Here is a 19,293-nt window from a genome sequence, read left to right as displayed (position 1 = left end):
GCATACGCCTCTGCGACGCGGCGGGTGGAACGTTCGGTTCCGCGTGCAACTGACTCGTGGGCCCCGATCCGACTGTCGGCGCCTTCCGCCTCGCGCAGTTCCTCGCGCCCCCGGCGGCATGGCCTAGTCCCGCGAGGTCAAGTGCGCCGCGACTTCGGTGGCGGTGATCGGGGTGCCTTGCGCGGCGGCGCGCCTCCCTGCCAGTCCGTGTCGGTACGCCGCCACCGAGGCCGCATCGAAGGGGTCGAGCCCCGCAGCCAACAGCGACCCGAGGAGGCCGGCCAGGACATCACCGCTGCCGGCCGTGGCGAGCCAGGAGGTGCCGGTCGGATTGACTCTGGCTCGACCGTCCGGGGTGGCCACCACCGTCGTGGAGCCCTTGAGCAGCACCACCGCCCCGTACTTCTCCGCCAACCGCCGGGCGGTGCGCAGCCGGGTGGCCGCCAAGTCCGCCGCGGCGGGCGGCTCCCCACCCTCCGTCAGCAGCCGGGCCGCCTCCCCGGTGTGCGGGGTGAGCACCAGCGGCGGGCCGTCCTGCGGGCCGCGCCGGGCCAGCTCGGTGATCCCGTCCGCGTCCACCACCACCGGGACCGTGCCCGCCAGCGCCTGGTCGAGCCGCTCCCCCACCCCGGCGCCGCCGCCCGGCCCGACCACCCAGGCCTGCACCCGCCCGGCCGCCGCCAGCGTCCCCTCGCTCACCAGCGCCTCCGGGAAGCGCCGCACCACCTCGGCCGCCGCCGAGCCCACGTACCGCACCGCCCCGGCACCGCCGCGCAGCGCCCCCGCCACCGCCAGCACCGCCGCCCCCGGGTACTGCTCCGACCCGGCGGCCACCCCGACCACGCCCCGCCGGTACTTGTCGCTCTCCGCCCCGGGCACCGGCAGCAGCGCCGCCACGTCCGCGTCCTGAAGCGCCGTCACCCCCGCCTCCGGCAGCTCCAGCCCGATCTCCACCAGGTGCACCACCCCGGCGTACGAGGCCCCCGGATCGATCAGCAGGCCCGGCTTGTACGTGCCGAAGCAGACCGTCACGTCCGCCCGCAGCGCCGCGCCCTCCACCTCCCCGGTGTCCGCGTCCACCCCGCTCGGCACGTCCACCGCCACCAGCGTGCCGCGCCGCCCCGCGGCCGCCAGCCCGGCCGCCCCGGCGCGCAGCCCGCCCCGGCCGCCGATCCCGACGATCCCGTCCAGCACCAGGTCCGCCGTGCCGTACTCCCCCTGATCCGCCGTCACCACCCCGCCGGCCGCCCGCAGCGCCGCCAGCCCGCCGGCGTGCACCCGCTCCGGACTCAGCAGCAGCGCCCGCACCGAGGCCCCCCGCCGGGCCAGCAGCGCCCCCGCGTACAGCGCGTCCCCGCCGTTGTCCCCGCTCCCCGCGAGCACCAGCACCCGGGCTCCGTACACCCGCCCCAGCAACCGGGCGCAGACCGCCGCCAGCCCGTACGCGGCCCGCTGCATCAACGTCCCCTCCGGCAGACGGGCCATCAGCTCCGCCTCCGCCGACCGGACCTGACCGACCGTGTGGGCGCTGCGCATGTCCGACTCCCTGACTCTCGGCGATGACCACTCCGACGCTACGCCCCCGGGGCCCGGAGCTTGCGGCACACTTTCGAATGAGAACCGCTTCGATCCCCTCCGGGAGCCGGTTCGCGCACCTAGCCTTTCGCGCGACGCCACCCGACAGGAGGGAGAAGGGCCTTGGCCGCCATGCCTGCCATCGAGCACCTGTCACCCGAGGACGAGCTCCTGCAAGCCTTCCTCGACCTCGACACGCCACTCGGCTTCAAGGCTGAACTGATCGAAGGGGAGATCGTCGTGACCCCACCGCCGGACGGTTCGCACGAGGCAGCGATCTCCTCGCTGCTCCGTCAGTTCATCCGCGAGGCCCCTGTCGATCTGGACCTGGCGCCGACCAAGGGTCTGATCACCCCCCTCGGCCGCTTCATCCCTGACGGCACCGTCACCCCCGTCGGCCACTTCCACGGCGCCGAGCCCTGGGCCGACACCTCCGGTGTCCTGCTGGTCTTCGAGGTCACGTCCGGCAACGCCGCCAAGGACCGCGACGCCAAGCGCCGTGGCTACGCCGCCGCTGCCATCCCCTGCTACCTGTTGATCGACCGCGGCCGCTCCGAGGCCGTCCTGTTCGGCGACCCGGTGAACGGCGACTACGCCAGCCGCCTCCAGGTCCCCTTCGGAAAGCCGCTCGATCTGCCCGCCCCGTTCTCCTTCGCCCTGGACACCACCCCGCTGGGCTGAGAGCCCGGCGGGGTGGTGACACCCGGTCAGCCCTATTCGACCGTGACGGACTTGGCGAGGTTGCGGGGCTGGTCGACCTCGTGGCCCTTGGCGGTGGCGAGTTCGCAGGCGAAGACCTGGAGCGGGACGGTGGCCACCAGCGGCTGGAGCAGTACCGACGTCGCCGGGATCCGGATCAGGTGGTCGGCGTACGGGACGACGGCCTCGTCGCCCTCCTCCGCGATCACGATGGTGCGGGCACCGCGGGCCCGGATCTCCTGGATGTTGGAGACGATCTTGTCGTGCAGCACCGACCGCCCACGCGGCGACGGCGCCACGACCACCACCGGCAGCCCCTCCTCGATCAGCGCGATCGGGCCGTGCTTCAGCTCCCCGGCCGCGAAGCCCTCTGCGTGCATGTACGCCAGCTCCTTGAGCTTCAACGCCCCCTCCAGCGCCACCGGGTAGCCCACGTGCCGCCCCAGGAAGAGCACCGAGCGGGCGTCCACCAGCGAACGGGCCAGCTCGCGCACCGGCTCCATGGTCCGCAGCACCTGCTCCACCTGCCTGGGCGCGTCCCGCAGCTCCTCGATCACCGCGAGGATCTCGTCCCCCCACTTGGTGCCGCGCACCTGCCCCAGGTAGAGCGCCACCAGGTAGCAGGCGACCAGCTGGGTGAGGAACGCCTTGGTCGAGGCGACCGCCACCTCCGGCCCGGCGTGGGTGTAAAGCACCGCGTCGGACTCGCGCGGGATCGTGGAGCCGTTGGTGTTGCAGATCGCCAGCACCTTCGCGCCCTGCTCCCGCGCGTGCCGCAGCGCCATCAAGGTGTCCATCGTCTCCCCCGACTGGGAGATCGCGATCACCAGCGTCCGCTCGTCCAGGATCGGATCCCGGTACCGGAACTCGCTGGCGACCTCCACCTCGCACGGCACCCGCGTCCAGTGCTCGATCGCGTACTTGGCGATCGCCCCCGCGTGGTAGGCCGTCCCGCAGGCGACGATCACCACCTTCTCCACCGACCGCAAGTCCGCGTCGGCCAACCGCAGCTCATCCAGCGTCAGCTGCCCGTCCGCCCCGATCCGACCCAGCAGGGTGTCCGCGACCGCCTTCGGCTGCTCGGCGATCTCCTTCAGCATGAAGTAGTCGTAGCCCCCCTTCTCCGCCGCCGACGCGTCCCAGTCCACGTGGTACTCCCGCACCACCGCCGGCGCACCGTCGAAGTCCGTCACCGACACACCGTCAGCCCGCAACTCCACCACCTGGTCCTGCCCCAGCTCCACCGCCTCCCGCGTGAACGCGATGAACGCCGCCACATCCGACGCCAAGAAGTTCTCCCCCACACCACGCCCCACCACCAACGGCGAATTACGCCGAGCCCCCACCACCACACCCGGCTGCTCCGCGTGCACCGCCACCAACGTAAAAGCACCCTCCAGACGACGGCACACCACCCGCATCGCCTCCGCCAGATCCCCCGCGAACACCTCCCCCAACAGATGCGCCACCACCTCCGTGTCCGTCTCCGACCGCAACACGTGCCCCCGCCCCGCCAACTCCTCCCGCAACACGGCGAAGTTCTCGATGATCCCGTTGTGCACCACCGCCACCAGCCCGTGGTCATCCAGATGCGGATGCGCGTTCACGTCCGTCGGACCACCATGCGTCGCCCACCGCGTATGACCGATCCCGGTGGTACCGGCCGGGAGCGGCTGCTCCGCCAGCGCCTTCTCCAGATTGGCCAGCTTTCCGGCCCGTTTCTCGGTGGCGAGGGCCCACCGTCCGTCAGGTCGCGGTGTCTGAAGCGCCACACCGGCCGAGTCGTAACCGCGGTACTCCAGTCGTCGTAGCCCTTCGACGACCACGTCCATGGCTCCCTGAGAGCCCACATAAGCCACAATTCCGCACATAAGGTCAGCATATGCGTGGCCCTCGTCACGGACCCGGCGCCGCTCGTGACCGACACCACAGCACCCGCCCGCCCCGGAACGGCCCACAATGGAGCACGTGCTGACCGAACTCTGTACGAGGGGCGCTCCCGCGACGCCCACCCCCTCCCCGTACGTGGATCTGGACCGGGCCGAGTGGAGCGCGCTACGCGAGCGCACTCCACTGCCGCTGACCGCCGAGGAGGTCGAGGAGCTCCGCGGTCTGGGCACGGCGCTCGACCTGGACGAGGTGCGGGACGTCTACCTGCCGCTGTCCCGGCTGCTCAACCTCTACATCCACGCCACCCACGAGCTGCGCAGCACCGTCGGGACCTTCCTGGACACCCCGGACACCGAGCGCACCCGCACCCCGTTCGTGATCGGCGTGGCCGGCTCGGTCGCGGTCGGGAAGTCCACCACCGCCCGCCTGCTCCAGGCCCTGCTGGCCCGCTGGCCCGAACACCCCCGGGTCGAGCTGGTCACCACGGACGGCTTCCTGCTCCCCAACGAGGAGCTCCGCCGCCGGGGCCTGATGGCCCGCAAGGGCTTCCCCGAGTCCTACGACCGCCGGGCGCTGATGCGCTTCGTGGCGGACGTGAAGGCCGGCAAGGACCTGGTCACCGCCCCGGTCTACTCGCACCTGGTCTACGACATCGTGCCGGACGAGCGCCTCACCGTGGAGCGCCCCGACATCCTGATCGTCGAGGGCCTCAACGTGCTCCAGCCGGCCCTGCCCGGCACCGACGGCCGCACCCGCCTCGCGGTGGCCGACTACTTCGACTTCTCCATCTACGTGGACGCCCGCACCGACGACATCGAGCGCTGGTACCTGTCCCGCTTCAAGAAGCTCCGGGACACCGCCTTCCAGGACCCGAACTCCTACTTCCGCCGCTTCACCGAGGTGCCGGAGGAGGAGGCGATGGAGTACGGCCGCCAGGTCTGGCGCACCATCAACAAGCCCAACCTGCTGGAGAACGTCCTCCCCACCCGCGGCCGGGCCACCCTGGTCCTCCAGAAGGGCGCCGACCACAAGGTCCGCCGCGCCCTGCTGCGCAAGCTCTGAAACGGACTCAGGCCCCCACCACCGGTGGGGGCCTGAGTCACGGTCGGAACGGGATCAGCCGAGGTACGTCCGGACGTCCGCCGCCAGCCGCTCCGCGACGGCCTTGGCCTGCACCTCGTCGGCCGCCTCCACCATCACCCGCACCAGCGGCTCGGTGCCGGAGGGCCGCAGCAGCACCCGCCCGGTGGCACCCAGCTCCGCTTCGGCGGCCGCGACGGCGGCGGTCAGCTCCACCGAGGTGGACACCCGGCTCCGGTCCACGCCCTTGACGTTGATCAGCACCTGCGGCAGCCGGGTCATCACGGCGGCCAGGTCGGCCAGCGGCTGCTTGGTGGCGGCCACCCGGGCACCGAGCATCAGGCCGGTGAGGGTGCCATCGCCGGTGGTGGCGTGGTCCAGCAGGATCACGTGACCGGACTGCTCACCACCCAGCGCGAAGCCGTGCTGCTTCATCGCCTCCAGCACGTAGCGGTCGCCGACGGCGGTCTGCACCAGCTCGATGCCCTCGCGCTCCATCGCCAGCTTGAAGCCCAGGTTGGACATCACGGTGGCCACCGCGGTGTTCCGGCGCAGGGTGCCGGCCTCCTTCATGGCCACCGCGAGGATGGCGATGATCTGGTCGCCGTCCACCTCGTTGCCGTCCGCGTCGGCGGCAAGGCAGCGGTCGGCGTCGCCGTCCAGGGCGATGCCCAGGTCGGCCCGGTGCTCCCGCATCGCGACGCGCAGCTTGTCCAGGTGGGTGGAGCCGACGCCGTCGTTGATGTTGAGCCCGTCGGGCTCGGCGCCCAGCGTGTAGACCACCTCGGCGCCGGCCCGGGCGAAGGCCTCGGGAGCGACCCGGGCGGCCGCGCCGTGGGCGCCGTCGATGACCACCTTCACGCCGTCCAGGCGGTTGGGCAGCACGGCGACCAGGTGGGCGACGTACCGGTCGAAGCCCTCGGTGTACTGGCGGACCCGGCCGACGGCCGCGCCGGTCGGGCGCTGCCAGTTCTCGTCCGTGCCGACCCCGTAGCGGTGGTAGTGCGCCTCGATGGCGTCCTCGATGGCGTCGTCCAGCTTGTGGCCGCCGCGGGCGAGGAACTTGATGCCGTTGTCGGGCATCGCGTTGTGGCTCGCCGACAGCATCACGCCGAAGTCGGCCCCGAGCGCACCCGTGAGGTACGCCACGGCGGGGGTCGGCAGCACGCCGACCCGCAGCACGTCCACGCCCGCGCTGGCCAGCCCGGCGATGACCGCCGCTTCCAGGAACTCCCCGGACGCCCTCGGGTCCCGGCCCACCACCGCGACCGGGCGGTGGCCGTCGAAGGCCCCCGCGTCACCGAGCACGTGCGCCGCAGCCACCGAGAGGCCGAGCGCCAGTTCGGCGGTCAGGCCCTCGTTGGCCACACCGCGCACACCGTCCGTACCGAAGAGTCGTCCCACGTTTTCCGTCCTCCGTCGCCGTTCCACCAGCAGTCTGACAGGCAGAAATCTCTCGCGTCCCGAGCCCTCCGCACAGGCGCTCGAACGCGGAAAGCACGACGCCCCGGAGCACACGGGGTGCTCCGGGGCGTACAACACACCCCAGGGGCGCGCACCATCGAAACGGTACGCCCCCCGAAGGGAATGTTTAGCGCTTGCTGTACTGCGGCGCCTTGCGGGCCTTCTTGAGACCGGCCTTCTTGCGCTCGACGGCACGCGCGTCACGCATCAGGAAACCGGCCTTCTTGAGCGCGGCGCGGTTGTTGTCCACGTCCGCCTCGTTCAGCGCACGGGCGACACCGAGGCGCAGCGCGTAGGCCTGACCCGAGACACCGCCACCCGAGATGCGGGCGACGACGTCGTAACGGCCGTCGAGCTCAAGGAGCTTGAAGGGCTCGTTCACGGTCTGCTGGTGCACCTTGTTGGGGAAGTAGTTCTCCAGGGTGCGACCGTTGATCTTCCACTTGCCGGTGCCCGGAACGATCCGGACGCGGGCAATGGCCTCCTTGCGACGGCCGAGGCCGGCGCCGGGGATGGCCTCGCCGAAGCGGCCGGCCAGGGACTCGGAGGTGTAGGTCTCCTCCGAGGTGTAGTCGCCCTCGACGACGGTGTCGTCGAACTCGACCTCAAGGGTGCTCTCGATGGCAGTCTCGGCCACGGTGTTCCTCAGCTTTTCAGTGATGGGGGCTTGGTGGCCGGAATTACTGCGCGACCTGGGTGATCTCGAACGGCACCGGCTGCTGGGCAGCGTGCGGGTGCTGGTCGCCCGAGTAGACCTTCAGCTTGGAGAGCATCTGACGGCCCAGGCTGTTCTTGGGGATCATGCCCTTGATGGCCTTCTCGACGGCCTTCTCCGGGTTGTTCGCCAGGAGGTCGTCGTAGCGGATCGAGCGGAGACCGCCCGGGAAGCCGCTGTGGCGGTACGCCATCTTCTGGGTCTTCTTGTTACCCGACAGGTGCACCTTGTCCGCGTTGATGATGATGACGAAGTCACCAGTGTCAACGTGCGGCGCGTAGATCGCCTTGTGCTTGCCCCGGAGGAGGTTGGCGGCCTGGGAGGCCAGGCGGCCGAGCACAACGTCTTGCGCGTCGATGACGTGCCACTGACGCTGGACGTCGCCGGGCTTGGGGCTGTACGTACGCACGGTCGTAGCCTCTGCTTTTCAGTGAGTGAGTCCTGACAGGAGCACCTGGGCGGGAGATCAGCCTGGCTCCACTTGGACGCAATTCAAGGGGAAGCCGCTGGTCATCGGCCTTGGTGTCTCCGGCGTACCGACCTCTCACGTGAGATGGAGCGAGCCAATACGCACAACAAGGGCCCAGCCTACCGGCCGGGTCCGTACGGGTCAAAAACGCCCGGCGGCCGAGCGGCTCAACGGTCGCGCCGGACCCGGGTCTCGTCCCAGACCGGCTCCTTGGATTCGTACACCCGGCCGTCCGAACCGAAGACCAGGAAGCGGTCGAAGGTCTTGGCGAACCAACGGTCGTGGGTCACGCACAGCACGGTGCCCTCGAAGGCCTCCAGGCCCTGCTGGAGCGCCTCGGCGCTCTCCAGGTCGAGGTTGTCCGTCGGCTCGTCCAGCAGCAGCGCGGTGACGCCGTCCAGCTCCAGCTTGAGGATCATCAGCCGGGCCTGCTGGCCGCCGGAGAGCGACTCGAACTTCTGCTCCTCCTGCCGGTCCAGCTCGTACCGGCGCAGCGCGCCCATCGCGGCCCCGCGGCTGAGCGCGTGCTCCTCCTCGATGATCGACCTGACGGTCCGTCCGAACAGCTCCGGATGGGCGTGGGTCTGCCGGAAGTGGCCGGGCACCACCCGGGCGCCGAGCCTGAACGAGCCGGAGTGCTTCACCGTCTCGTCGCCGGCCAGCAGGCGCAGGAAGTGCGACTTGCCGGAGCCGTTGGAGCCCAGCACGCCGACCCGCTCGCCGTAGAAGACCTCCAGGTCGAAGGGCTTCATCAGCCCGGAGAGCTCCAGCTGCTCGATGGTGAGCGAACGCACACCGGTGCGGCCGCCCTTGAGCCGCATGGTGATGTTCTGCTCGCGCGGCGGCTCCTCCGGCCGGCCGGCCGCCTCGAACTTCTTCAGCCGGGTCTGCGCGGCCGCGTACCGGGTGGCCAGCGCATGGCTGACGGAGGCGGCCTGACGGAGGTTCACCACCAGCTTCTTGAGCTTGGCGTGCTCCTCGTCCCAGCGCCGGCCCAGCTCCTCGAAGCGCTCGAAGCGCTCCTTGCGGGCCTCGTGGAAGGAGTCGAAACCACCGCCGTGCACCCAGACCGAGCTGCCGCCGCCACCGAAGCCGGTCTCGACGCTGATGATCTTGTCGGCGGAGCGGGAGAGCAGCTCGCGGTCGTGCGAGATGAACAGCACGGTCTTCGAAGTGGCCTTGATGGCCTCCTCCAGCCAGCGCTTGCCCGGCACGTCGAGGTAGTTGTCCGGCTCGTCGAGGAGCAGCACCTCCTCGGGGCCGCGCAGCAGCGCCTCCAGGACGAGCCGCTTCTGCTCACCGCCGGAGAGGGTGTTCAGCCCGCGGAACTGCGCGCGGTCGAACGGCATCCCCAGCGCGGCGGCGGTACAGAGGTCCCAGACCGTCTCGTAGTCGTAGCCGTCGGCGTCGGCCCAGTCCGAGAGCGCCTGCGCGTACGCCATCTGCGACTTCTCGTCGTCCTGCGCCATCATCGCCAGCTCGGCGGCGTCCACCGCCTTGGCCGCCGTGGCGATCCGCGGCGGCGCCACCGAGACCAGCAGGTCCCGCACCGAGGCGTCGGCCGGCAGCGCCCCGGGTGTCTCCCGCTGGTCCTCCCGGCCGGTCGTCCCGACGAACTGGCGCATCACGCCCAGCCCCCCGCTGACCGTCACCGTCCCGCCGTGCGGCTGGGTGTCCCCCGCGATCATGCGCAGCAGCGTGGTCTTACCGGCCCCGTTCGCGCCCACCAGCGCCACCGCGGAGCCCTCGCCGACCCGGAACGACGCGTCGTCGAACAGCACCCGCCCGTCCGGCAGGTAGTACTCCAGGTGCGAAATCTCGACGTGTCCCATGGCAGGGATTGTGCCGCCTTCCGCCCATACGGCCCAAACCGTTTTGGCCGGCCAGCACCGGTGGCCCCGAAGGGGCCATCGGGGGCGCGAGGAACCGCGCGAGTCCGGAAGGCGGCCCAGCGCTGGATCGGGGCACACGAGCCAGTTGCACGCGCTGCCGTTCCCCTACGCTCCGGGAAGCGTCCGCATGCGCCGCGCGAGCCGGTTCCGCTCCGCGAGCTGGTCGTCGGCCGGGTAACCGACCTCCTCCAGCGTCAGCCCGTACGGCCGGACCACGTTCACGGCCGAGTTCCGTACCCGGCCGGCCAGCACCTCCCCCGGGAACTCCACCGGCCGGTGCCCGTCGCCGACCAGCAGCATCGCCCCCACCAACGACCGCACCATGTTGTGGCAGAACGCGTCCGCCCGCACGGTGGCCACCGCCAGCGACCCCTCCTGCGAGGCGTAGGAGTCCACCGGCACCCGGTCCCAGCGCAGCTCCAGCAGCGTCCGGATCGTCGTGGCCCCCTCGCGCTTCTTGCAGTAGGCCGCGAAGTCGTGCTCCCCCAGCAGCAGCCGCGCCGCCTCGTTCATCTTCTCCACGTCCAACGGCCGGTCGTGCCACAGCACATGCCCCCGCAGCAGCGGGTCGACCCCGCCCGGGTGGTCGGCGACCCGGTACGCGTACCGCCGCCAGACCGCCGCGAACCGCGCGTCGAACCCGCTCGGCGCCTCCGAGACCCGGTAGATCCGGACGTCCGCCGGCAGCCGCCCGGCCAGCCGCCGCAGCAGCTTCTCGCCGTGCTCGGCCCACAGCTCCGCCGGCAGGTCCACGTGCGCGACCTGGCCCCGTGCGTGCACCCCGGCGTCCGTGCGGCCCGCCACCGTGAGCGGGAAGAGCTCCTGACTGCGCGTCACGATCTGCAGCGCGCTCTCGATCTCCTCCTGCACGGTGCGGCGCCCGCGCTGCCGCGCCCAGCCGGAGAACTCGGCGCCCTGGTAGGCCAGGTCGAGCCGGATCCGCACGTGCCCGTCCGCCGGGCCGTCCTTGACCGGGGGCTGCTCGGCACAGTCGTTCACCACGTAGTACTCCTAAAAAGGGAACGGGCCCGCCCCCCGGTGAAGGGAGCGGGCCCGGACGTCACCTGAGAAGGTGTCAGGCCTTGTCGGCCTCGACCTCGGTGGCCTCGGTCTCCTCGACCGCGGTCTCCTCGGCCTTGGCGTCGGCCTCCTTGACGGCGCGCTTGGTGGCGCCCTCGGCCTCGCCGACGGCGGTCTGCGCGACGGTGAGCGCCTCGACCAGCTCGATCACGGCCATCGGGGCGTTGTCGCCACGACGGGGACCGATCTTGGTGATACGGGTGTAACCACCCGGGCGGTTCTCGTAGCGCGGCGCGATCTCGGTGAAGAGGGTGTGCAGCACGGAGACGTCGGTGATCGTCTTGCGGACGATGCGACGGTTGTGGATGTCGCCGACCTTCGCCTTGGTGATGAGGCGCTCGGCCAGCGGGCGCATCCGACGGGCCTTGGCCTCGGTCGTGGTGATGCGGCCGTACTGGAACAGCTCGCGGCACAGGCCGGCGAGCAGCAGCGGCTCGTGGTGCGGGCCACCGCCGAGGCGGGCACCCTTCGTGGGACGGGGCATGGTTGCTCCTCAAATCTCCGAACCCGGCCGTATCAGGTACCGGGACGGGCGCACCGGCACTGTTGCCGGTACGGCTTTCCTTCATCGAACAGGAGCGGCCCCGAGGGGCCGCCCCGTCCAAACACGGGGTCTGGGGGTGGTCCCCCGGACAATGCTCAGTACTGCTCGGTCTCCGCGTAACCCGCGTCGTCCAGGTCGTCGGCGCCGAAGGCGTCGGCGGCGGCGGTCGGGTCGAACCCGGGCGGGCTGTCCTTGAGCGCCAGGCCCATGCCGGCCAGCTTCGCCTTGACCTCGTCGATCGACTTCGCACCGAAGTTGCGGATGTCGAGCAGGTCGGCCTCGGAGCGGGCGACGAGCTCACCCACGGTGTGGATGCCCTCGCGCTTGAGGCAGTTGTACGACCGAACGGTGAGCTCGAGCTCCTCGATCGGCAGGGCGAGATCGGCGGCCAGGGCGGCGTCCGTCGGGGACGGGCCCATGTCGATGCCCTCGGCGTCGATGTTCAGCTCGCGGGCGAGACCGAACAGCTCCACCAGGGTCTTGCCGGCCGAGGCCATGGCGTCACGGGGGCGCATGGCGGGCTTGGTCTCGACGTCGACGATGAGCTTGTCGAAGTCGGTCCGCTGCTCGACACGGGTGGCCTCGACCTTGTAGGTGACCTTCAGCACGGGGCTGTAGATCGAGTCGACCGGGATGCGGCCGATCTCCTGGCCGGAAGCCTTGTTCTGCACGGCGGAGACGTAGCCGCGACCGCGCTCGACGGTCAGCTCCATCTCCAGCTTGCCCTTGCCGTTGAGCGTGGCGAGGATCAGCTCGGGGTTGTGCACCTCGACACCGGCCGGGGGCGCGATGTCGGCGGCGGTGACCACACCCGGACCCTGCTTGCGCAGGTACATCACGACCGGCTCGTCGTGCTCCGAGGAGACGACCAGCTGCTTGATGTTGAGGATGAGGTCGGTGACGTCCTCCTTGACGCCCGGCACGGTGGTGAACTCGTGCAGGACACCGTCGACCCGGATGCTGGTGACAGCGGCACCGGGGATCGAGGAGAGGAGCGTGCGGCGGAGAGAGTTGCCGAGGGTGTAGCCGAAGCCCGGCTCGAGCGGCTCGATCACGAACCGCGAGCGGAACTCGTCGACGACCTCTTCGGTCAGCGAGGGACGCTGAGCGATCAGCATGTTTTCAGATCCTCCAGTTGGAACTCGGCACCCACTATTTGATGCCGAACAGAACCAGCGTACGGGGTCCGGCCGCACAGTGACATGCACCGAGCCAGACCCCGTACGAGGTTTAAATCATCAGACTGCCCGAAGGCGCCGGATCAAACGCGGCGACGCTTCGGCGGACGGCAGCCGTTGTGCGGGGTGGGGGTGACGTCCTGGATCGAACCGACCTCGATGCCCGCGGCGGACAGCGAACGGATCGCGGTCTCGCGGCCGGAGCCCGGACCCTTGACGAAGACGTCGACCTTGCGCATGCCGTGCTCCATCGCGCGACGGGCAGCGGCCTCGGCGGCCATCTGCGCGGCGAACGGGGTGGACTTGCGCGAGCCCTTGAAGCCGACGTGGCCGGCGGAGGCCCAGGAGATCACGTTGCCCTGCGGGTCGGTGATCGAAACGATGGTGTTGTTGAACGTGCTCTTGATGTGCGCGTGGCCGTGAGCGACGTTCTTCTTTTCCTTGCGGCGCAGCTTCTTCGCGCCGGCAGCCTGACGACCCTTGGGGGGCATAAGTCTGTTTCTCCTACTGAGGTGGTCGGTCCGCTAACCCGCGGGCCGGAGGGATGTCCGGTTAACGGGCGGACTACTTCTTGCCCGGCTTCTTCTTGCCGGCAATCGCGCGACGCGGGCCCTTGCGGGTACGCGCGTTGGTGTGGGTGCGCTGACCGCGGACCGGGAGGCCACGGCGGTGACGCAGACCCTCGTAGCAGCCGATCTCGACCTTGCGGCGGATGTCAGCGGCAACGGCGCGGCGGAGGTCACCCTCGACCTCGAAGTTCGCGTCGATGTACTGGCTCAGCTTGACCAGGTCGTCCTCGGTGATGTCGCGAACGCGGACATCCGGGTTGACGCCAGTCTCCGCGAGCGCGAGCTGCGCGCGGGTGCGGCCGATGCCGTAGACGTAGGTCAGTGCGATCTCAATCCGCTTCTCACGCGGGAGATCAACGCCTGCGAGGCGTGCCATTCATGGCTCCTGTGGTTCTTCAGAGGTCTGACGTGCTACCTACTCCGACACCTCTCGGTGTGGGAGCCCCGGCCTCTGCGCCGGAGGTGGCAGTCCGTCCCGCGAGGGACGGATCGGGCAGCCCGCGTATGACGTTGTTCGCGTCGCGCGAAGCTGTGTTCACGCAAAGACGTACGAGAAATGCGGGGTGAGGCTGATCAGCCCTGGCGCTGCTTGTGGCGCAGGTTGTCGCAGATCACCATGACCCGGCCGTGACGGCGGATCACCTTGCACTTGTCGCAGATCTTCTTGACGCTCGGCTTGACCTTCATGGTTCAGGTTCTCCGGGTCTAGATCTGACAGATGCTTGTTACTTGTACCGGTAGACGATCCGGCCTCGAGTCAGGTCATAAGGGCTGAGCTCCACGACAACCCGGTCGTCCGGGAGGATACGGATGTAGTGCATCCGCATCTTGCCGCTGATGTGCGCGAGGACCTTGTGACCGTTCTGCAGCTCCACCTTGAACATGGCGTTCGGCAGGGACTCGATCACGGTGCCCTCGATCTCAATGGCGCCTTGCTTCTTTGCCATGAACTACGAGATCCACCTTCCGGGGAACGGCTACCGTATGCGGCACGCTCGTGCGAACCTGGGTTCACCCCCGCCCTAGTGGGTAGAGGGCGTGCAGAAGCACGCTACGAGTGAGCCGACGGTCCATCGTACGCCACGGGCCCAGCCACGCCAAAACCGGCTCAGAGGCTGGTGAACACCAGCGGCTCCACCTGCGCGGTGCAGTGCGCGCAGCGGCGGGCGGCCTCGGGGATGTCGCTCAGGCACTCCGGGCACGGGCGCTTGGCCGCCTTCGGCTTCTTCGGCAGGTAGCGCGCGGTCGCCTTGGTGACCGGCAGCACCACGCAGAAGTACAGGACCGCGGCGGTCAGCAGGAACGCGATCAGCACGTTCAGGAACTGGCCGTACGGGAAAGTGACCTCCAGCACGGTGAAGCTGTACGACCGGAAGTCGCCGGCCGCACCGACCACCACGCCGACCAGCGGGGTGAGGAAGGCGGCGACGAAGCCCGTCACCACCGCGGTGAAGGCCGAGCCGATGACCACACCGACGGCCATGTCGATCACGTTGCCGCGCATCATGAAGTCGCGGAATCCCTTGAGCACTTGCTCGTCCCCTTTTCAGCGGTTGTCAGCTGCTAAAAATAGGACAAACGGCCTGCAGGACGAAACCTGCAGGCCGTGGCTGTGTCCGAGGGCTCAGGCCAGCGGGTCGGGAGCTGCCGCGACGCCCAGCTTCGCCAGCTCGGCCTTGCCGCCGTCGAAGGCGGTGAGCACCAGCGGGCCCTCCTCGGTGACGGCCACCGAGTGCTCCCAGTGCGAGGCCCAGGTGCCGTCGTTGGTGACGACCGTCCACTCGTCGTCCAGGATCGCGGTGTGCGGGGTGCCGAGCGAGACCATCGGCTCGATCGCCAGCACGGTGCCCGGAATCAGCTTGGGGCCCTTGCCGCGGCCGGCCACGTAGTTCAGCACGTGCGGCTCCATGTGCATCGCGGTGCCGATGCCGTGGCCGCCGTAGCCCTCGGTGATGCCCCACTTGCCCTTGGGCGGCAGCGGCTGGCGGCGGATGAAGCCCTCGATCGCCCGGGAGACGTCGACCAGGCGGTTGCCCTTCTTCATCTGGGCGATGCCGGCCCACATCGAGCCCTCGGTCACCTGCGAGAGCAGCACGTTCTGCGGGGCGGTCTCCCCCACCGCGACGGTGATCGCCGCGTCGCCGTGCCAGCCCTCCAGGATCGCGCCGCAGTCGATCGAGATCAGGTCGCCCTCCTGGAGGACCCGCTCGCCGGGGATGCCGTGCACGACCTCCTCGTTGACGGAGGCGCAGATCACGCCGGGGAACCACAGCCCGCCGTGGTGCGCGCGGAAGTTCGAGGTCGCACCGTGACCGGTGATCACCTTGTCCGCGATGTCGTTCAGCTCCTGGGTGGTGATCCCCGGGGCCACCGCCTCCCGGCAGGCCTTCAGCGCCTCGGCCACGACCAGCCCGGCCGCCCGCATCTTGGCGATCTGCTCGGGGGTCTTGATCTCCACCATCTGGGTTCCACGCCTTCCGTCCGTACTGCTGCTACTCACCTACGGTACGACGTGACGACGGCCGGGAAGCCCACGAAGGGCTTCCCGGCCGTCGTCACGAGACCGTCAGGCGTTCTTCTTCAGCGCGCCGACCGCGCGCTCGGTGACCTCGTCGACCTTGCCCAGCGCCGAGATGGTGACCAGCAGACCCTGCTGCTCGTAGTAGGCGATGATCGGCTCGGTCTCCGTGTGGTAGACCTCGAGCCGGGTCCGCACCTTCTCCTCGGTGTCGTCCGAGCGCTGGTACAGCTCGCCGCCGCACTCGTCGCAGACGTCCTCGGTCTTCGGCGGGTTGTAGACCACGTGGTACACGTGACCACCGTCGTTGCGGCAGAGCCGGCGGCCGGCGATCCGCTTGACGACCTCGTCCTCGGGGACCTCCAGGTCCAGCACGCCGTCGAGGGCGATGCCGAACTCGACCAGGATCTCGTCCAGGGCCTTGGCCTGGCCGAGGTTCCGGGGGAACCCGTCCAGCAGGAAGCCGTTGGCGGCGTCCTCCTGGAGCATGCGGTCCTTGGCCATCCCGATGGTGACCTCATCCGGTACCAGGCGACCCGCGTCCATGTACGCCTTGGCCTCGAGCCCCAACGGGGTGCCCTGGCTGATGTTGGCGCGGAACAGGTCTCCGGTGGAGATGTGGGGAATGGACAGGGTCTTGGCCAGGACGTGCGCCTGAGTACCCTTCCCGGCCCCGGGAGGTCCGACGAGGACGATACGCATCAGCGGAGGAACCCTTCGTAATTACGCTGCTGGAGCTGGCTCTCGATCTGCTTCACAGTTTCGAGTCCGACACCGACGACGATGAGCACACTGGTGCCACCGAACGGGAAGTTTTGGTTCGCGTTGAAGGCGACCAGGGCGATCATCGGGATCAACGCGATCAGGCCCAGGTAGAGCGACCCCGGCCACGTGATACGGGTCAGCACGTAGTTAAGGTACTCGGCCGTCGGTCGGCCGGCCCGGATGCCCGGGATGAACCCACCATACTTCTTCATGTTGTCGGCAACTTCTTCGGGGTTGAAGGAGATGGCGACGTAGAAGAACGCGAAGAACACGATCAGCACGAAGTAGGTGGCCATGTAGACCGGGTGGTCACCACGGACGAAGTTGGTGTTGATCCACGTCGCCCAGCCCGCCTGACTGTTGGTCAACTGGGCCACCAGCGCCGGGATGTACAGCAGCGAGGAGGCGAAGATGACCGGGATGACACCGGCCTGGTTGACCTTCAGCGGGATGTAGGTCGAGGTGCCGCCGAAGGCGCGGCGCCCGATCATCCGCTTGGCGTACTGGACCGGGATCCGGCGCTGGGCCTGCTCGACGAAGATGACGAGGACCACCACGACGACGCCGATCGCGATCACGCTGAAGAACTCGACCCAGCCGCCACCGATCTTGCCGGAGAGCTTGATCGCCCACATCGAGCCCGGGAAGCCGGAGGCGATGGAGGTGAAGATCAGGATGGACATGCCGTTGCCGATGCCGCGGTCGGTGATCAGCTCACCGAGCCACATGACCACGGTGGTGCCCGCGGTCATGGTGATCACCATGGAGGCGATGCGGAAGATCGACTGGTCCGGCACGACCTGGCCGGCCACGGTGCAGCCCGAGAACAGGGCGCCGCTGGAGGCCGTCGCGACGATGCCGGTGCCCTGGAGCACAGCGAGCGCGATGGTCAGGTAGCGGGTGTACTGGGTGATCTTCGTCTGGCCGGCCTGCCCCTCCTTCTTCAGCGCCTCGAGCCGCGGGATCACCACGGTGAGGAGCTGGAGGATGATGCTGGCCGTGATGTACGGCATGATCCCGAGCGCGAAGATCGTCAGCTGGAGCAGTGCGCCACCACTGAAGAGGTTCACCAGGCCGAACAAGCCGCTCTGCGACTGGTCCTTCAGGCACTGGTTGACCGCGACGAAGTTGACGCCCGGTACGGGAACGTGGGCGCCCAGCCGGAACAGCACCATGATGCCCAGCGTGAACAGCAGCTTCTTGCGCAGGTCGGGCGTCTGGAACGCCCGCGCGAACGCACTGAGCACGGTGCCTCCTGCGCCTCCCGCACGTCGTCGGCGGAAGGGTCGGTCCTGAATGGGTGTGTGGGGATTGCAGCCCCCGTGGGCCCCGGGTTTCTCCGGACGGCACAGGCAAGCCTGGGCGCAGCCTACAAGGGAACTCCACGGACTCTAACAGTGGTCGGCCACCCGAAAGAAGCGCGTACCACCCCTCCCCCACGCATGGGGGACGGGATGCCCGTTTTGACACACAAAAGTCAGCGGAAAATCGTCCCGGAAAGCACGGAACCCCGTCCCTCCCGAAGGAGGAACGGGGTTCCGTGGAACGGCAGCGGGCTCAGAGGAGCTCGGTGACCGAACCGCCGGCGGCGGTGATCTTCTCGGCGGCGGAGCCGGAGACGGCGTCGACCGTCACCTGCAGCGCAACCGCGATGTCGCCCTGGCCGAGGACCTTGACGAGCTCGTTCTTGCGAACGGCGCCCTTCGCGATCAGGTCGGCCACGGTGACCTCGCCACCCTGCGGGTAGAGCTCGGCCAGCTTCTCCAGGTTCACGACCTGGAACTGCTTGTGCGCCGGGTTCTTGAAGCCCTTGAGCTTCGGCAGACGCATGTGGAGGGGCATCTGCCCACCCTCGAAGCGCTGCGGAACCTGGTAGCGGGCCTTGGTGCCCTTGGTACCACGACCTGCAGTCTTACCCTTGGAACCCTCACCACGACCGACGCGGATCTTGTCGGTCTTGGCACCGGGGGCCGGGCGCAGGTTGTGGATCTTGATCGGCGAGTTGTCTGCCATTTCAGTCCACCTCCTCGACCGTGACGAGGTGACGAACGGTGTGGACCATGCCGCGGATCTCCGGGCGGTCCTCCTTCACCACGGTGTCGTTCAGCCGCTTCAGGCCGAGCGAACGCAGGGTGTCACGGTGGTTCTGCTTGCTACCGATGTACGACTTGGTCTGAGTGACCTTCAGGCGAGCCATCAGGCGCTCACCGCCGCAGCGGTACCCGCCGCGCGAGCACGCAGCAGGGCGGCCGGAGCCACGTCCTCCAGCGGCAGGCCACGACGAGCGGCGATCTCCTCGGGGCGCACGAGGCCCTTCAGAGCGGCCACCGTGGCGTGCACGATGTTGATCGCGTTGTCCGAGCCGAGCGACTTCGACAGGATGTCGTGAACGCCGGCGCACTCCAGGACGGCACGCACCGGGCCACCGGCGATAACGCCGGTACCGGGGGACGCCGGCTTCAGGAGCACGACGCCGGCGGCCTTCTCACCCTGGATCGGGTGCGGGATGGTGCCCTGGATACGGGGGACCTTGAAGAAGTTCTTCTTGGCCTCCTCAACACCCTTGGCGATGGCGGCCGGAACCTCCTTCGCCTTCCCGTAGCCGACACCTACGGTGCCGTCACCGTCGCCCACCACGACCAGCGCGGTGAAGCTGAAACGACGACCACCCTTGACAACCTTGGCGACACGGTTGATCGCAACGACGCGCTCGACGTAAGCAGTCTTCTCGACGGCGGGGGCGTTGCCCCGGTCGTCACGCTTACGGTCACGCCGCTCGCCACCGCCGGTGCCGCCGCCGGCGCCGCTTCCGCGGCGCTGGGGTCCAGCCATTGGTATTACCTCTCTCGTTTACG

22 protein-coding genes are annotated in these 19,293 nt (G+C 69.3%); 2 read left to right on the top strand and 20 right to left on the bottom strand.

Going from position 1 to position 19,293, the window contains the following annotated elements:
- Positions 1 to 123: 123 nt before the first annotated feature.
- On the bottom strand, positions 124 to 1,536 hold the full coding sequence (locus tag ACZ6ZR_RS24460) for an NAD(P)H-hydrate dehydratase (protein ID WP_465645586.1): 1,413 nt from the start codon (positions 1,534 to 1,536) through the stop codon (positions 124 to 126).
- Positions 1,537 to 1,707: 171 nt separating this feature from the next.
- Here ACZ6ZR_RS24460 and ACZ6ZR_RS24455 point away from each other — a divergent pair, with 171 nt between their 5' ends.
- On the top strand, positions 1,708 to 2,256 hold the full coding sequence (locus ACZ6ZR_RS24455; RefSeq protein WP_465645667.1) for a Uma2 family endonuclease: 549 nt from the start codon (positions 1,708 to 1,710) through the stop codon (positions 2,254 to 2,256).
- Positions 2,257 to 2,288: 32 nt separating this feature from the next.
- Here the strand turns inward: ACZ6ZR_RS24455 and glmS are convergent, their stop codons facing one another.
- Positions 2,289 to 4,145 carry a glutamine--fructose-6-phosphate transaminase (isomerizing) gene (gene glmS, locus ACZ6ZR_RS24450; RefSeq protein WP_465645584.1) on the bottom strand — a complete coding sequence of 619 codons (1,857 nt, stop codon included), beginning with the start codon at positions 4,143 to 4,145 and terminating at the stop codon, positions 2,289 to 2,291.
- 88 nt (positions 4,146 to 4,233) lie between these two features.
- Here glmS and coaA point away from each other — a divergent pair, with 88 nt between their 5' ends.
- The gene (coaA, locus tag ACZ6ZR_RS24445) at positions 4,234 to 5,226 is read left to right on the top strand and encodes a type I pantothenate kinase (RefSeq protein WP_465645582.1); all 993 of its coding nucleotides are present in this window, start codon (positions 4,234 to 4,236) and stop codon (positions 5,224 to 5,226) included.
- 54 nt (positions 5,227 to 5,280) lie between these two features.
- Here the strand turns inward: coaA and glmM are convergent, their stop codons facing one another.
- The 18 genes from glmM to rpsE form a co-directional block, all read right to left on the bottom strand.
- Positions 5,281 to 6,648 (bottom strand): phosphoglucosamine mutase, encoded by a 1,368-nt coding sequence (gene glmM / locus ACZ6ZR_RS24440; RefSeq protein WP_465645580.1) that lies wholly within the window; start codon positions 6,646 to 6,648, stop codon positions 5,281 to 5,283.
- A 187-nt stretch (positions 6,649 to 6,835) separates the two neighbouring features.
- Positions 6,836 to 7,330: a 30S ribosomal protein S9 gene (rpsI, locus tag ACZ6ZR_RS24435; protein WP_465645665.1), complete on the bottom strand. Its 495-nt coding sequence runs from the start codon at positions 7,328 to 7,330 to the stop codon at positions 6,836 to 6,838.
- Positions 7,331 to 7,388: 58 nt separating this feature from the next.
- Entirely contained in the window at positions 7,389 to 7,832 is a 444-nt protein-coding gene (gene rplM / locus ACZ6ZR_RS24430) for a 50S ribosomal protein L13 (RefSeq protein WP_465645578.1), read from the bottom strand.
- Between the two features lie 227 nt (positions 7,833 to 8,059).
- Entirely contained in the window at positions 8,060 to 9,724 is a 1,665-nt protein-coding gene (locus ACZ6ZR_RS24425; protein ID WP_465645576.1) for an ABC-F family ATP-binding cassette domain-containing protein, read from the bottom strand.
- A 165-nt stretch (positions 9,725 to 9,889) separates the two neighbouring features.
- Entirely contained in the window at positions 9,890 to 10,786 is an 897-nt protein-coding gene (truA, locus tag ACZ6ZR_RS24420; RefSeq protein ID WP_465645574.1) for a tRNA pseudouridine(38-40) synthase TruA, read from the bottom strand.
- Between the two features lie 73 nt (positions 10,787 to 10,859).
- On the bottom strand, positions 10,860 to 11,348 hold the full coding sequence (gene rplQ, locus ACZ6ZR_RS24415; protein ID WP_465645572.1) for a 50S ribosomal protein L17: 489 nt from the start codon (positions 11,346 to 11,348) through the stop codon (positions 10,860 to 10,862).
- A gap of 155 nt (positions 11,349 to 11,503) precedes the next feature.
- Positions 11,504 to 12,526 carry a DNA-directed RNA polymerase subunit alpha gene (locus ACZ6ZR_RS24410; RefSeq protein ID WP_030393313.1) on the bottom strand — a complete coding sequence of 341 codons (1,023 nt, stop codon included), beginning with the start codon at positions 12,524 to 12,526 and terminating at the stop codon, positions 11,504 to 11,506.
- Positions 12,527 to 12,669: 143 nt separating this feature from the next.
- Positions 12,670 to 13,077: a 30S ribosomal protein S11 gene (rpsK, locus tag ACZ6ZR_RS24405; RefSeq protein ID WP_396296772.1), complete on the bottom strand. Its 408-nt coding sequence runs from the start codon at positions 13,075 to 13,077 to the stop codon at positions 12,670 to 12,672.
- Positions 13,078 to 13,150: 73 nt separating this feature from the next.
- Positions 13,151 to 13,531 carry a 30S ribosomal protein S13 gene (gene rpsM, locus ACZ6ZR_RS24400; protein WP_345286202.1) on the bottom strand — a complete coding sequence of 127 codons (381 nt, stop codon included), beginning with the start codon at positions 13,529 to 13,531 and terminating at the stop codon, positions 13,151 to 13,153.
- A gap of 197 nt (positions 13,532 to 13,728) precedes the next feature.
- Entirely contained in the window at positions 13,729 to 13,842 is a 114-nt protein-coding gene (gene rpmJ / locus ACZ6ZR_RS24395; protein ID WP_003956441.1) for a 50S ribosomal protein L36, read from the bottom strand.
- Between the two features lie 38 nt (positions 13,843 to 13,880).
- Complete coding sequence (gene infA / locus ACZ6ZR_RS24390) at positions 13,881 to 14,102, bottom strand: translation initiation factor IF-1 (RefSeq protein ID WP_003956442.1); 222 nt, start codon at positions 14,100 to 14,102, stop codon at positions 13,881 to 13,883.
- A gap of 161 nt (positions 14,103 to 14,263) precedes the next feature.
- Entirely contained in the window at positions 14,264 to 14,686 is a 423-nt protein-coding gene (mscL, locus tag ACZ6ZR_RS24385) for a large conductance mechanosensitive channel protein MscL (protein ID WP_465645568.1), read from the bottom strand.
- 93 nt (positions 14,687 to 14,779) lie between these two features.
- Positions 14,780 to 15,616, bottom strand: a complete 837-nt coding sequence (gene map / locus ACZ6ZR_RS24380) for a type I methionyl aminopeptidase (protein ID WP_465645566.1) — start codon at positions 15,614 to 15,616, stop codon at positions 14,780 to 14,782.
- A gap of 105 nt (positions 15,617 to 15,721) precedes the next feature.
- Positions 15,722 to 16,375, bottom strand: coding sequence for an adenylate kinase (locus tag ACZ6ZR_RS24375; protein ID WP_465645564.1), 654 nt, complete (start codon positions 16,373 to 16,375; stop codon positions 15,722 to 15,724).
- On the bottom strand, positions 16,375 to 17,685 hold the full coding sequence (gene secY / locus ACZ6ZR_RS24370) for a preprotein translocase subunit SecY (protein WP_465645563.1): 1,311 nt from the start codon (positions 17,683 to 17,685) through the stop codon (positions 16,375 to 16,377). Before secY ends, ACZ6ZR_RS24375 begins: the two co-directional genes overlap by 1 nt.
- Positions 17,686 to 17,995: 310 nt before the next feature.
- Positions 17,996 to 18,451 (bottom strand): 50S ribosomal protein L15, encoded by a 456-nt coding sequence (gene rplO, locus ACZ6ZR_RS24365; RefSeq protein ID WP_465645561.1) that lies wholly within the window; start codon positions 18,449 to 18,451, stop codon positions 17,996 to 17,998.
- 1 nt (position 18,452) lies between these two features.
- Positions 18,453 to 18,635 carry a 50S ribosomal protein L30 gene (gene rpmD, locus ACZ6ZR_RS24360; protein ID WP_014136270.1) on the bottom strand — a complete coding sequence of 61 codons (183 nt, stop codon included), beginning with the start codon at positions 18,633 to 18,635 and terminating at the stop codon, positions 18,453 to 18,455.
- On the bottom strand, positions 18,635 to 19,270 hold the full coding sequence (rpsE, locus tag ACZ6ZR_RS24355) for a 30S ribosomal protein S5 (protein ID WP_345286217.1): 636 nt from the start codon (positions 19,268 to 19,270) through the stop codon (positions 18,635 to 18,637). Before rpsE ends, rpmD begins: the two co-directional genes overlap by 1 nt.
- Positions 19,271 to 19,293 lie beyond the last annotated feature (23 nt).

It is taken from the genome of Kitasatospora sp. NPDC088742 (assembly GCF_055584905.1).
The sequence above is the reverse complement of the archived record's forward strand: the minus strand, read 5'-3'. Positions and strand labels throughout refer to the sequence as shown.